At 47.8% G+C, this 14,427-nt stretch carries 12 protein-coding genes; 10 read left to right on the plus strand and 2 right to left on the minus strand.

The window, feature by feature from the left end:
* Window positions 1-26 precede the first annotated feature (26 nt).
* On the minus strand, window positions 27-1,970 hold the full coding sequence (locus BLCOC_RS07330) for a right-handed parallel beta-helix repeat-containing protein (RefSeq protein WP_115624879.1): 1,944 nt from the start codon (window positions 1,968-1,970) through the stop codon (window positions 27-29).
* Window positions 1,971-2,168: 198 nt separating this feature from the next.
* On the opposite strand from BLCOC_RS07330, the gene BLCOC_RS07335 reads away from it, so the two are divergent.
* A complete protein-coding gene (locus tag BLCOC_RS07335; RefSeq protein WP_115624880.1) occupies window positions 2,169-3,092 on the plus strand; it encodes a DUF1848 domain-containing protein in 924 nt (307 codons plus the stop codon).
* Here BLCOC_RS07335 and BLCOC_RS07340 read toward each other — a convergent pair.
* A complete protein-coding gene (locus tag BLCOC_RS07340) occupies window positions 3,089-4,210 on the minus strand; it encodes an ROK family transcriptional regulator (protein WP_029469997.1) in 1,122 nt (373 codons plus the stop codon). The two genes, BLCOC_RS07335 and BLCOC_RS07340, sit on opposite strands and share 4 nt — an antisense overlap.
* 285 nt (window positions 4,211-4,495) lie before the next feature.
* On the opposite strand from BLCOC_RS07340, the gene BLCOC_RS07345 reads away from it, so the two are divergent.
* From BLCOC_RS07345 to BLCOC_RS07385, 9 genes are all read left to right on the plus strand, one after another.
* Window positions 4,496-5,272 carry an SDR family oxidoreductase gene (locus tag BLCOC_RS07345; RefSeq protein ID WP_115624881.1) on the plus strand — a complete coding sequence of 259 codons (777 nt, stop codon included), beginning with the start codon at window positions 4,496-4,498 and terminating at the stop codon, window positions 5,270-5,272.
* An 89-nt stretch (window positions 5,273-5,361) separates the two neighbouring features.
* The gene (locus tag BLCOC_RS07350) at window positions 5,362-6,888 is read left to right on the plus strand and encodes an FGGY-family carbohydrate kinase (protein WP_115624882.1); all 1,527 of its coding nucleotides are present in this window, start codon (window positions 5,362-5,364) and stop codon (window positions 6,886-6,888) included.
* A 71-nt stretch (window positions 6,889-6,959) separates the two neighbouring features.
* Window positions 6,960-8,348: an MFS transporter gene (locus BLCOC_RS07355; protein ID WP_115624883.1), complete on the plus strand. Its 1,389-nt coding sequence runs from the start codon at window positions 6,960-6,962 to the stop codon at window positions 8,346-8,348.
* A gap of 128 nt (window positions 8,349-8,476) precedes the next feature.
* Window positions 8,477-8,785: a hypothetical protein gene (locus tag BLCOC_RS07360; protein WP_131918323.1), complete on the plus strand. Its 309-nt coding sequence runs from the start codon at window positions 8,477-8,479 to the stop codon at window positions 8,783-8,785.
* Window positions 8,786-8,922: 137 nt separating this feature from the next.
* Window positions 8,923-9,612 carry a Crp/Fnr family transcriptional regulator gene (locus BLCOC_RS07365; protein ID WP_115624884.1) on the plus strand — a complete coding sequence of 230 codons (690 nt, stop codon included), beginning with the start codon at window positions 8,923-8,925 and terminating at the stop codon, window positions 9,610-9,612.
* Window positions 9,613-9,727: 115 nt separating this feature from the next.
* The gene (locus BLCOC_RS07370; RefSeq protein WP_115624885.1) at window positions 9,728-11,800 is read left to right on the plus strand and encodes a molybdopterin oxidoreductase family protein; all 2,073 of its coding nucleotides are present in this window, start codon (window positions 9,728-9,730) and stop codon (window positions 11,798-11,800) included.
* A gap of 12 nt (window positions 11,801-11,812) precedes the next feature.
* Complete coding sequence (locus BLCOC_RS07375) at window positions 11,813-12,235, plus strand: 4Fe-4S dicluster domain-containing protein (RefSeq protein WP_115624886.1); 423 nt, start codon at window positions 11,813-11,815, stop codon at window positions 12,233-12,235.
* A 3-nt stretch (window positions 12,236-12,238) separates the two neighbouring features.
* The gene (locus tag BLCOC_RS07380; RefSeq protein WP_115624887.1) at window positions 12,239-13,483 is read left to right on the plus strand and encodes an NAD(P)/FAD-dependent oxidoreductase; all 1,245 of its coding nucleotides are present in this window, start codon (window positions 12,239-12,241) and stop codon (window positions 13,481-13,483) included.
* Window positions 13,476-14,414, plus strand: a complete 939-nt coding sequence (locus BLCOC_RS07385) for a TDT family transporter (RefSeq protein ID WP_115624888.1) — start codon at window positions 13,476-13,478, stop codon at window positions 14,412-14,414. Before BLCOC_RS07380 ends, BLCOC_RS07385 begins: the two co-directional genes overlap by 8 nt.
* Window positions 14,415-14,427: the final 13 nt, after the last annotated feature.

Consider the following 14,427-nt stretch of genomic DNA (forward strand, 5'->3'; position numbering starts at 1 on the left):
AGGGCGTCCCATTTTCCATGAGGAGATTATCCCCAGACTTTTATCTTGTTATATCCTTCTTTCAGGCCTTCCAGAGGACCGACAGATGGTGCTTCGCAGCGTTTGGAACCGCTATAGTCAGTGTCCAGAACAATGGATTCACCGTTGGGGCCGTCAAACGGAGCTTCGGGAATCCGGACCATTCCCAACTTTTCGGTACAGATGATTTCAGCAGGGGTGTCAAGCAGCCCTTTTTCTGCATGGATTTCAAGATAAGTTCCATCTTCCTCCACCAAGATTTTTACCTGTGGATCAGACGTACTTATATAATTTTCCTTTTCTGCATCAAAGGCAGGAGCGTTTTTCAGATAAGCGTTGTGATCAATGTATGCAGGCTGTTTTACCTGTTCAAACATTTCCAGATCCTCATTGCCCATGGAGGCAACTGTCTCCATATATTCCTCCAGGGTAGTGGTGGAACCGTTGTAGCCTACCGTTCCGCATAAGGACTGCTCGGTATAGGCATCTGCGCTGCCTACGAAAATGTTGTTGTACAGACGGTCATCTCCGCCGTAAACAGGTGTGGTGCCGGCAACTTCGGTGCTGTGAGGGAAGTGGTAGGGTGTTGAACGGTTCAGGACATCCTCTCTTCTCATGGTTCCGCAGCAAAGGTTGTGGACATAAGCGCCGCCCTGGGCGATATTGTCAAAATTGTAGGCGGAGACAAAAATGTTGTTGTCCACCATGTAAGGACCATGTGTCACTTCAACCATCAGGTCACGGTCATTGTTGTAGTAGAGGTTTTTGCTGACCCGGGTGCCCTGTGCCTGCCAGTCAAGCCAGGTACCTAGGGTACAGTCATGGATATTATTGTTATGAATCTGTACGTCAATGGCTGCGTGCAGCTTGATGCCTGCGATCTCGTAACCGAAATACTCATGTTTTACGGCAATGTTGTAAATATGGTTATTGTAGATCTGGCTGAATACACATCCCATATGGCCTACAATACCGTTCTGTCCGCAGTCATAAATGACATTATTCCTGATAATATGGGAGCCGATCTTTTCTTTGCTCCAGCCAATCTTCAGGGCACGGAACACAGCTTCCATCTGGTACTGGTAACCTGGTTTTCTGTGTCTTCTGGTGCAGAGGTTGTGGCCTGTGGAGGCTTCTTTGCCGATGCTGATACCGCTGCATTTTGCGTCGTGGATGATATTGTTTTCAATGATCCAGCCCTTGCTCCAGTTGGCGCCTATAAGACCCGGCTGGTCAGCGGTTGGAGGTGTCCACGGGCAGGCGGCCTGTGCCATCTCAAAGCCCCGCACGGTGATATAATTCATACCTGTCTTCTCTGGGTAGAAGCAGCATTTGCGCACATTGATCTCAGCCAGTTCTTTGTTAGGGTCAGCGCCCTGGAAATTGGCATAAATATATGTATTATCATGGTCTGTCTCAGCATACCACTGATGGATGGTCCACTCTTTATCTTTGATCGGTTCCGGATGTTTTGTCCACGGCGGGTTGTACCCCTCTGTGCGGATCTGGGGATTTTTCACGTCGTCAAGGGATTTGGCTTCATAAAATGATTTGCCGTTTAAATAGACATCGCCTGCATGGACGGAGTTGTCATCGGGATAGATGAACCAATCACCCCAAAGGGCTTCCTTATAGGGGTTATAATCCCCGAAAAGTGTGTTGGGAACCACTGCTTTCCAGACAGTTCCTTCGATATTCTCCCAGTTTTGGATGCGCTCGGAGCCTTTGATCACAACCTTTTCGCCTTCTGCAGCTTCGTATACGATCCGGCTGATATTGCTGTAGCCGCTGTGCTCTGGTTTCACCCATTCCCGGTATTCACCCTCGTGTACAATGACCTTGTCTCCTGTCTCAGCCGCCTTTGCCGCCCTTGATATGGTCTTAAAGGGATTCTCTTTTGTTCCCTCTGCATGATCGCAGCCTGTGACTGCCACATGGTATTCTCTGTTCATGATCGTTCCTCCTGTCATAAAATGTTTCCTGTAACGGTTCATTACCTTTTCCTGCCTTTAAGTATAGACAATGGAGAGGGATGGAACAAGACGAATTTTGGGGGATTTTTCTTGAAATTTGTGTCACGGTTGTGTCTGGAGACAGAAAGGTGTATAATCAGAAAAAACGAACATATTTTCGAGAAAGAGGTGGTCTGATTGATATTGAGTGTGAGCCGAAGGACGGATGTGCCGGCATATTATGCGGATTGGTTTTTTGGCAGAATAGAGGAGGGATACGCCTGTGTCCGCAATCCCTTTAACCGGCATCAGGTGAGCAGGATATCCCTGGCGCCGGATGTGGTGGACTGCATTGTGTTCTGGACCAAGAACCCTGTGCCAATGCTTGACAGGCTGCCGCTTCTGGAGCGGTATATGTTTTATTTTCAGTTTACCCTGACCGGATATGGAAAGGACGTGGAGCCGGGGCTGCCGGATAAGAAAAAGATTCTGCTTCCCGCATTCAAATCGCTTTCAGGGACCATAGGAGCAGAGCGGGCCGTATGGCGCTATGACCCGGTTTTCTTCAATGCCCGTTATACCCCGCAATACCATCTGCAGGCCTTTGCCCGGATCGCGGAAGAACTGGAGGGGTACACAAAGCAGGTGGTCATCAGTTTTCTGGACTATTATCCAAAGATAAAAAAGAACTTGGAAAAGCTGGGCTGTGAAGCTTTTGAGGACAAAAGCCTGGGTGAATTTGCCGAAAAGCTGGCTCATACTGCAAAAAATCATGGTATGCAGATCGTGACCTGCGCGGAGAAAGCGGATCTGCAGCAATACGGGATCGGTCACGGGAGCTGTATTGACGGGGAACTGATCCGGCACCTGTGCGGGTGCGGCCTGGATATAAAAAAGGATAAAAACCAGAGGAATGAGTGCGGCTGTATGGAGAGCATAGACATAGGCTCCTACGATACCTGTCCTCACGGATGCCTCTACTGCTATGCCAACCGGAGCAGAGCGGCAGCGGCTGCGGGAAGGAGTCGGTATACGGCTGATTCACCCATCCTCTGCAGTGAGATTTTGCCCGGGGATGTGGTGACAGAGAGAAAGGTGAGATCCCTGAAAAACGCACTCTAGATCTCTTCCAGAAACTCTTTCACAAATCCAAGCGCCGCACCCACAGGCACAGAATCCTTTGCCGATTCAGACAAAAAGATAAAGTCCTGCTCATCCGGAAAAGCGGATTTCTCCCGTACCTTTTCGTGCAGCACCTGCAGATCTTCTTCTGTCAGATATGGAGCCATATGTCCTCCAAGGATCACATCACAGTCCATCACCATGTGCAGGTTATTGACTGCTGTGGAGAGGTGATCCAGGTATTCATCAAACCTTCCCTTTTTCTCCTTATCCCCATCCCTCAGTCCGGTGAAGAATTCCTCCAGTGTCTCTTCCTCCAAAAGCAGTGCGTTGACAGAGCAGTAGGTCTCCATGCAGCCGGACTTGCCGCAGTAGCACTGCCGTCCTTTGGGGACCAAAGTCATATGCTCCACAGCACCGCCATGGTTTTGTTTTCCCATCACAGTCTGGCCGCCGATGATCACAGCGCCGCCCAGATGTTTGCCTATAGAGAGATATATGGCATCTGTCAGATCTCTGCGGTTCCACAGCTCTGTGGCGGCAGCGCATTTGGCGTCGTGGAGGAACATGCAGGGGTATTCCAGATATCTGGAGAGGGCTGTGATCTTAAGACCGGTATATCCCAGGGTTTTTCCGAAGATGATCTCCTGTCCGTCAGCCGTTGTCAATCCCTGTACAGCAAAACCAATGCCGAGAACCTGCTTTTTCATAAAGCCGCTTTCCCGGATAAAAGTGCTGACAAATCCTGCAATCTCCTTATAATAAGCGTCATCATTTCTATAGAGAAGCTTTTGTTCTGTACAGCCACAGATCCTGCCTTTTAAATCCACCGCCAGGATCTTTATCTGTTTCTTTAAAATCTCCACACCGATCCCGATTCCCGCCTGAAGACATATGGTGTAGGCAACCGCTCTTCTTCCCACCTGCGATTCAAACTGTCCTCCCTTTTTGAGCAGCCCTGCTTCTTCCAGCGCCACCAGATTCTGCGTTACTGTGGGCAGACTGAGATGGAGTTGGTTGGCAATCTCCTGTTTGGAGAGCTTTTCCTGTTCATACAACAGATTATAGATCAGAGAATAATTGTTTTTCTTTATATCAGTCAATGTAATATTTCCCATAATGGTATTCTTTCCTTTCTGTATATCATCGTATACACCGGTATGGAATAAGGGCGTTTCCGTATTTGTAAAGGAGATTTATAAAAAAACTTTATACAATAGAGTATAGCACAAATTTTCAGAGAACACCTTTAGTAGAAATTCATAAAAATCACCCCTTATATTTGGATGGTTATACATATTGACGAAATGAACTGGGAGGATTATTATATAAATATATTTTACAAAATGATTTTACAAAATTAAATCACAAAAACGAGCAGTACAGAGAAAAGGAGAAAAACTATGGGTATTATCGAGAAAATGAGACTGGACGGAAAAGTATCTTTTGTAACAGGAGGTGCCAGAGGTATTGGAAAGCAGATAGCCATCGCCCTTGCTGAAGCGGGCAGCGATGTGGCAATTGTGGATGTGGATATTGAGGAGGCAGAAAAGACTGCGGCCGGTATCGCAAAAGAAAACGGTGTGAAGACCATCACCATAAGGACCGATGTTACAAAGCCGGAGGAAGTCAACGCCATGATGGAAGAGATCATGAGTACATTTGGCAGACTGGATGCAGCCTTTTGCAATGCGGGTATCTGCATGAACATCCCCTGTGAGGAGATGACCTATGAGCAGTGGAAAAAAGTTATTGATATCAATTTAAGCGGTGTCTTCTTAACTGCACAGGCGGCGGCAAAACAGATGCTGAAACAGGGACACGGCTCCATAATCAACACAGCCTCCATGTCAGCCCACATTGTAAATGTACCCCAGCCCCAGTGTTCCTACAACGCATCCAAGGCAGGTGTTGTCCAGCTTACAAAATCCATGGCCATTGAATTTGCAAAGCGCGGTGTCAGGGTAAACTGCATCAGCCCGGGATACATGGGAACAGAGTTGACACTGAACTCTCCAAGCCTGAAGCCTTTGATCGAACAGTGGAATGCCATGGCGCCTATGGGACGTATGGGACGTCCGGAAGAACTGCAGTCTATTGCGGTATATCTGGCAGGAGATACCAGCAGCTTTACCACTGGTTCAGATTTCATTGTGGATGGAGCTTTCACCTGTTTCTAAAAAAGAGCCAACGGCTGCAGCTGCTCGGCAGATCTGCGGGTACTGAGCAGTTACAGCCAGCTAAAAATGTCTGCTGAAGGAGAACAGTAATGAAATATTTATTAGGTACGGATATCGGTACATCCGGTACAAAAACTATATTAATGGATACAGAGGGGAATCTCATAGCAAAACATCTGGTGGAGTACGATGTGCTGACACCCCGCCCCTTATGGGCAGAACAGTGGCCCCAGGTGTGGCTGGACGCAGCACTTGTATCTATCAGGGAAACAGTGAATAAATCCGGTGTGGCAAAAGAGGACATCAGCGGTCTTGCTGTCAGCGGTCTCTACGGAGGTTCCGGTATACCTCTTGATAAGGAGATGCAGCCGGTCCGCCCATGTTTGATCTGGATGGACAGAAGGGCACAGGAGGAAAGTGACTGGGTTCTGTCACATGTGGGGGAAGAAAGACTTCTGGATATCACCCAGAATGGCGCTGATCCCTACTATGGATACACAAAAATGCTCTGGATAAAGAATCATGAGCCGGAAAACTGGGAAAAGACAGAACTCTTTCTTCCTCCCAACGATTATGTGATATATCATCTGACAGGACAGATTGTCATTGACTATTCTTCAGCCGGAAATATTGGCGGGATCTTCGACATGCGCACAAGAACCTGGTCAGAGGAAATGATGGAGGCTATGGGAATTCCCATGGAGAAGATGCCCAGGAAGCTTGTGGAATCCACAGACATTGCAGGAGGCCTGACAAAAGAGGCAGCACAGAGTCTGGGGCTTATGGAGGGAATGCCGGTCATTGCAGGGGGCATTGACTGCGGCGCTGCCAATATCGGATTGGGTGTGCTGGAATCCGGCATCTACGCAGCGGCCATCGGAACCTCCATGTGCGCGGCGCTGATTTCTGATAAGCCGGTAAAAGGAAACGGGCTGATCGTATGGCCCTACCTGTATGATGCGAAAAATCTTTCCTATTACTTTGCCGGGGGAGCAACAGCAGGTGCTATAGTAAAATGGTTTAGGAATACCTTTGCAGAGGAAGAGATGCGCGCGGAGTCAGAGGGGAGAGGCAGTGCCTATGACCTTCTGAACCATCAGGCGGAAAAGATATCGGTGGGAAGTGACGGACTGGTTGTTCTTCCTTATTTTATGGGGGAGAGAAGTCCGGTCTGGGATTCCGACGCAAAAGGTACTGTAGTGGGGCTGTCCCTGGCGCACACCAAGGGTCATCTGTACCGGGCATTTCTGGAGGCGGTTGCCTATTCCCTGAGAGACGCCATGGAAGCCACAGGAGAGGAGCTTGGTGAGTATATCCTCCTGGCCGGAGGGGTGACAAAATCAAAACTGTGGAGACAGATTTTCGCTGATGTGACCGGCTATCCGGTGGTCTGTCCAAAACAGGATGTGGAAGCGAATATGGGAGATGTGATCCTGGCAGGTATCGGTACAGGCATTCTGTCCTATGAAAAAGTGAAAAAATGGCAGGTGCTGGGCGAAAAAATCATGCCGGATGAGAAGAACCATGAAAAATACAATGAATATTTCAGGTTGTATCACTCTATCTATCAAAATTTGAAGGAAGATATGAAGCAGCTTACAAAACTGGCAGAATAGGGACTGTCATGGAAAATAAGATGTAAAAAAGATAAAAAAGAAGGAAGAAAAAGATTTAAGGAGGAAGGAATATGGAGCAGGCAGAGTGTTTGCAGAACATCCCGTCAGAGGGGAATGGCGCTGTGACATCAAAGTGGAAAAAAAGGATTGGATACGGGGTGGGGGATCTCGGCTGCAATCTGGTATTCAGTACCATGGCGTCTTATCTGATGATATTTTATACAGATGTGTTTGGAATATCAGCGGCCGTAGCGGGTACGCTGATGCTGGTCACAAAGTTTATTGACGCGCTGACTGATACGGGAATGGGGATTTTGGTGGACAGGACCCACACAAAATGGGGACAGGGAAGACCTTATTTTCTCGTGGGAGCAGTTCCGTTTGCTGTCTTTACTATCATGACATTTTTTGTGCCGGATTTACATATGACGGGAAAGATTGTCTGGGCTTATGTGACCTATTGTCTGCTCTGTACAGCTTATACAGTGGTGAACATTCCGCTTAACACCATTGTTCCGCGGCTTACTTCAGATTTACATGAGAGAAACTGTCTGGTTTCCTCCCGTATGATCTGCGCCATGATCGGAACAGCAATCGTTATGACCATCACCTCACCCCTTGTGGAGTTTTTTGGAAGAGGAAATGCCAAAAAGGGATATCTGGTGACTATGACCATCTACGGAATCGCAGCCATGCTTATTTTTGTAGTTACATTTTTAAATACGGAGGAAGTGGTGCCGCCCTCTGTCAAGCGGGAGAAATCTTCGCTTGCTCAGGATTTAAAAGGGCTGACAGGACAGAGCGTGATTTTCTTTGCAGTAAATTTCCTCTATTTTGCCATCTATGTGGTACGCAATACTACAGTTATTTATTATTTTACATATAATCTTCAGAAGACGGAATGGCTGACCTTTGTGGGATTGTTTGGAATCCTTTCGGGCCTTCCCATGCTTCTTGTGCTTCCATATCTGGAGAAGAAGATGTCAAAGCGAAATGTTATGTTTCTGAGTGTGATCATTTATATAGCGGGAGATTTGATCATATACCTTGGTAAGACTTCCGCAGTATGTCTGATTATCGGCCTGGCAGTGACAGGGCTTGGTATCTACGGCATATTCGGAACCACTTTTGCCATTCAGCCTGATGTGATCGACTATTCTGAATACAGAAAAAATAAAAGCGTTTCAGGCCTTATCGCCGCTTTCCAGGGCTTTTTTGTAAAAGCGAGCATGGGCCTTGCCAGCGCAGTGATCGGTCTTCTTCTGAAACAAGGCGGATATGTGGCAAATGCAGCGCAGACACCAAAGGCACTTGCGTATATTGAAGCCAGTTTTATCTGGATTCCCATGGGGCTCTGCGTGGTCATCTGCGTGGTCATGTGTTTTTACAGACTGGATAAAGAGCGGGGAAATATGGATGAAGAGCTGGAGAGAAGAAGACGTTCCCTTAACGCGGGCTGAGTCCCGGTATCCGGCCAATCGCAAAGCAATATTTCATGCAGGAAAAAAGGGACATTGTGAGGAGCCTATTGACATTCTGCCAAAACAGTCATAAGATGCGAAAAAAGGCTGTGGAGGTAGAATGTGATATGATATTTCAGAATAATAAAAAGGCATGGATCGTTTTTGCTGTGACGGTGATTGCTGCTATTCCTGCGTATTTTGTCCTGAGGCAGGAGACGGAAATCTTTGTGTTTCCTGCCGTACAGGCTGCACTTCTCATATTGGGCAGCATGGAATCTGTGAAAACCTGGTGCATGAATTATAAAATGAGTGTTATGCGAAGTGAACATCAGTATCATTTTATGTTGTTTCTGGGTGTTTTGCTGTTGCTGTTTGTAGGGATCGGATACTTCTATACCACATATACAGAGCTGATATCCCTGCGTGTATCCTGAAATTTATTGTAGATATTTGTCATCTGTTACGATATAATAAGTCAGAAGTAAGCTTGTGTGTTTATTGGACCGCAAAAGGCAGTTATAAAAACAATTCACAGACAGATGAGTGAAAGCAGTGAGATGGGAGCGCGAGAGTGAAGGAGATAGAGGAATCACTTAGGATCATATTCGGTGCGGATGGGATACGGCAGTCCAGCCGGGAACATCTGGCCCGCTACAGTGTGCTGCTGGAAATGAAAAAAGGGCAGCATCTGTATCGGGAGAGGGAAGAAATCGTCACAGTATATGCTGTGGTCAGCGGGACGGCTGCGTTATATAAGATGAATTCCATGGGAGAAAAGAAAGTGATCTTTGTTCTGGGCAAAGGGAGTCTGCTGAATGAGGAAGTGCTTCAGGATCTGCCGGAGCCTGTGAGCTGTGAGATCATGGAATCTGCCCGGATCCTGGCCATTCCCAGAAAGCAGCTTCTGGCGTTGATGGAGACAGATGCTAGACTCATGCGTTTTCTCTTTTCCTCCCAGTCCCATAAAGTGCGCAGGCTGTACCGGCAGCTTAAGAATACCACCAATGCCACAAGAGGGGAAAAGAAAATGGCAGCCAAGCTGTGGAAACTGGCCCGTGATTATGGGAAAAAGGAGGAGGTCGGTGTTCGCATCTCCCTGAAACTAACGGTAACCCAGCTTGCGGATATGCTGGGCACAAAAAGGGAGACCGCGTCCCGCCAGCTTAAAGTCCTGGTAGAGCAGGGGCTTGTCCGTTATGACAGGAACACATTTGTGATACCGGATACGGACGCACTGAACCGATATTTTAAAGAAGAGTAATTGTCTGAAAACCGTGATTTTTGTCACGGTTTTTTTGCGTATATGGCGTTATCCTTTTAAATAGAAGAAAACACGGATGACTACGTGATATTTCAGGGAAAAAGAGGAGGAAGTCATGAAGAAAATACAATCCACCTGCAATTACTGTGCCATAGACTGTAATCTGGATTTTTATGTGGAGGACGGCAGGATCAGGAAAGTTGTCCCAACAAAAGGCTATCCGGTCAATGACGGATTCTGCTGCATCAAAGGCTTGTCTCTGGACAAACAGCTTACAGTAAAAAAACCATCCCCCCTTCCAAAGATCAGACAGGCAGACGGAAGTATGAAGGAAGTACCTTGGGAGGAGGGCTTTCAGTACGTAGCTGACAAGCTTAGAGAGCTTCAGGAGAAATATGGAACAGAGAGTGTGGCAGGTATCAGCACCGGGCAGCTTACCATGGAAGAGTTTGCCCTGTTCGGCCATGTGATGCGCAACTATCTGAAGACAAATGTGGACGGCAATACCCGCCTCTGCATGGCTACCGCGGTAGTGGCGCATAAGCAGAGCTACGGCTTTGATGCCCCCGGCTATACACTGAAGGATCTGGAGCTGTCTGACACCATCATACTTATCGGGGCGAACCCTGTGGTGACACACCCGATTGTATGGGGAAAGATCAAAGAGAATCACAGCAAAAAACTGATCGTCATAGACCCCAGAAAGTCTGAGAGTGCCAGAAACGCGGATTACTGGTACGGTTTGAAACATAAGAGCGATCTATATCTGTATTATGCCATTGCCAATCTTCTGATCGAGAAGGATTATCTGGATAAAAAATACATAGAAGCGCACACCGAAAGGTTCCGGGAATTCAAAGCATTTGTAAAAGACTACACATTGAACCGAGCAGCAGAGGTGACAGGTCTGTCGGAGGGTCAGATCCTGGAGCTTGTGGAACTGATCCACACAGGAAAACGCGTATCCTTCTGGTGGACCATGGGCGTGAACCAGGGGTATGAGGCTGTACGCACAGCCCAGGCTGTGATCAATCTGGCATTGATGACAGGAAATATGGGGCGTCCCGGAACAGGTGCCAATTCCATCACAGGCCAGTGCAATGCCATGGGTTCCCGTGCCTATAGCAATACAGCAGTTCTCTACGCAGGCGGTGACTTCACGGACCCGGCCAGAAGAGCAAAAGTTGCAAAAGCGCTGGGCGTGGAGGAAAGCGTGCTGGCAGAAAAGCCCACTAAAACCTATAACCAGATCATTGAGGGCATCAATGCGGGAGAGATCAAAGGGCTGTGGATCCTTTGCACCAATCCGAGACACAGTTGGACCAACAATGAAACCTTTGCCCAGGCTGTAAAAAAACTGGAATTATATGTGGTGCAGGATATCTATGATACGATCGAGAGTGCAGAAGGCGCAACTGTGTTCTTCCCGGTGGTGTCCGGCATGAAAAAAGAGGGAACGTATATCAATCTGGAGAGAAGGCTTTCCGCCATGCGTCAGGTACTGCCGAGAGAAGAAAATGAGATATCCGACTACGAAGCCATATTAGGCGTGGGAAAGGCTCTCGGTATGGGAAATCTGCTCAGAGGCTGGGAGACACCAAAGGACTGCTTCGCGCTGATGAAGGAATGCTCCAGGGGAATGCCCTGTGATATTACGGGGGTGAAGTGGGAAGAGCTTGAGAATTCCCACGGCATCCAATGGCCCTTCAGAGAGGGAGAGAAACTGCAGGAGGACCAGAGAAGGCTTTATGAGGACGGACAGTTCTTTACACCCTCTAAAAAAGCGCAGTTTATATTTGAAAAGCCTCTGGAAAATCCCATGCCTACAACCGAAGAGTTCCCCTTTGTATTCAATACGGGACGCGGTTCTGTGGGGCAGTGGCACACACAGAGCCGGACAAAAGAGGTGAAATTTGTAGAGGATGTCTCTCTGAAAAAAGCATATCTGTACATGAACCCGGAGACTGCCAAAAGCCACGGTGTAAAAGAAAATGACAGGATCTGTGTGTATTCTGCCAACGGACAGAATGCGGATTTTACAGTGAAGATCACGGATAATGTCAGGGAAGATGAACTGTACGCGCCCATCCATTATATTGAGTGCAACAAGCTTACACCTTCCATTTATGACTCCTATTCCAAAGAGCCATCCTACAAATCAGCGGCAGTCCGCTTTGTAAAAAGATAAGGGGGTACGAAGATGTATCGGATCAAAATAGACCGCAGCAAATGTATCGGCTGCCTGACCTGTGTCACCGCCTGTGTGGTCAGTCATGAGACGGACAGCGGAGACGCCAGAAACCGTGTGGTGATCGACAGTGAGACGAAGCCGGCACCTATATTCTGCCGGCACTGCGAGAGGCCGGAGTGTGTATATACCTGCATGACAGGGGCTATGAGCAAGAATCCAGAGACAGGCTATGTGGAATATGACAAGGAGCGCTGCGCGAGCTGTTATATGTGTATCATGTCATGTCCCTTCGGCATTCTGAAAAGCGACAGTCATGACCATAAGGAGATCATGAAGTGCAATATGTGTATACACAGGAGCAGCGATAAAAAAGGCGCCCCTATGTGTGTGGAAAAATGTCCCATGCAGGCGATCACGTTTGAGGAGGTATAGGTTATGAAATATGTGATTCTGGGTTCCTCAGCAGCCGGCGTCAATGCGGCAAAGGAAATCCGCAGGGTGGATAAAGGCGGAGAGATCGTGATGATCTCCGGGGATGAGACCATTTACTCCAGATGTATCCTGCATCATTATCCGGGAAACATCAGGACTGTACAGCAGCTTAACTTCACGGAGCCTGATTACACGGAGAAATACAGGATTCAATTTATGAGGGGCCGGGAGGCTGTCTCTGTAAACTGTGAAGAGCGCACCGTTCTTCTTAAGGACGGAGAGAGCGTTGGATTCGACAGGCTTCTCATAGCGACAGGCTCTCATACCTTCATTCCTCCTGTAAAGGGGATGAGAGAAGCAGGGAATGTGATAGGATTCAGGAACTTAAGTGATATAGACAGGATTAAGGAGATTCTGCCAAAAGCAAAACATGTGGTGGTCATGGGTGCTGGGCTTGTAGGACTAGATACAATTTCAGGCCTGCTTGACAACAACGTGAAGCCCACGGTGGTGGAACTGGCAGACCATCTGCTGTGCAGACAGCTTGATAAAGAGGCGGCATCCGTCTATGAACCGGCTATGGTGGAAAGGGGAGTAAAACAGTATTACGGCGTTAGCGTGCAGGAAGTGTTCTGTGACCGGGAGGGAAATATAAAAGAACTTGCCCTCTCAGACAGCAGCAGAATTCCCTGTGATTTTCTTATTGTGACAGCCGGTGTGCGCGCCAATGTGGAGTTTCTGGAGGGATGTCAGGTGGAGACAGACCGCTTTGGCCTTCTGTTCAATGTATTCGGAGAGACTAATGTACCGGGGATCTATGGAGCCGGAGATGTATCCGGCAGAGCTCCGATCTGGCCTGTGGCTGTCAAGGAGGGCATTATTGCCGGCAGCAATATGGCAGGAGTGAGGCGGAAGATGACAGATTTCTTTGCCAGCAAGTCTACCATGAATTTCTTCGGTATTCCCACTATGTCTCTGGGGCAGCCGGATCCTCAGGATGAGACGGAGCTGGTGGAGACACAGGAGGGAAAGGACGGATATAAGAAGATCATCCACAAGGACGGACGTATCCTGGGTGCTGTTATCCAGGGGGATCTGTCCTACAGCGGAGTTCTCCAGCAGCTTATAGCTAGAAGGATTGACGTGTCAAAGGTAAGGAAACCTTTATTTGAGATAGATTACTCTGACTTTTTCCATGTGAGCGACAATTTTGAATTTTATTATCAGGAGGACACAAACGATGAATAGACTGGAAAAATTACCTGTGCCTATACTGCCCACTTTCGTAGGCGCGCTGACTCTGAGTAATGTTTACGCGGGATTTGGCTATAGCTGGCTGAGACATTTTATGATGTGGACAGCAGCAGTAATCCTGATCTGTTACATTGTCAAGCTTGTCCGGTTTCCAAAGACATGCCTGGAGGAGTATAAGGCAGTGGTGCCGGGTAGCCTCTATGCGGGATTTTCCATGGTCACCATGATCCTGGGGAGTTATTTTTTTGAATTGGGATTCTCTGGGGGAAAGTTTATCTGGGGAGCAGGCCTTGTCATCCACAGTGTACATATCCTTGTGTTTACAGTCCGTAATATCCTTATGAAGCGTGATATCAATACTTTTGTGCCAAGCTGGTTTGTTACCTACAATGGTATCATGGTAAGCTGCGTGACAGGGGCAGCCATGAACGCCGGGAAAGTTTTGACTGTGGTCACATATTACGGTATTGCGGTCTATGTACTTCTGATCCCCTTTATGATATGGAGACTTATGAAAGTGGAAGTAAAACCGGCAGTCTATCATACCATGGCTGTCCTGCTGGCACCCTGCAGTCTCTGTGTGGTGAGTGTGCTGAATATACTGGAAAACCCCAACCGTTTACTAGTCACCCTCCTTTATCTCTGCGTACTTGCCTCTCTGCTGTTTATTATCATCAAGCTGCCTGCGTTTTTTTCATTTCCCTTTGCCCCGGGATTTGCCGGAATGACATTCCCCATGGCGATCGGAATCGTGGCATCTTCAAAAATGGGAGCGTTTCTCACCGCAGGAGGGCAGGAGGCTCTAGGTAATGCCGTGACACAGCTTGCAGGTTTCCAGACCTTTCTTACAACAATGATCATCGGTTATGTACTGCTCCGTTTTCTTATGATGTTCATGAGGATAGAAATGAAGCCGGTTTCTTAACCGTTGCTATTTC

The organism is Blautia coccoides, assembly GCF_034355335.1.
GTDB classification, from domain to species: Bacteria; Bacillota; Clostridia; order Lachnospirales; family Lachnospiraceae; genus Blautia; species Blautia producta.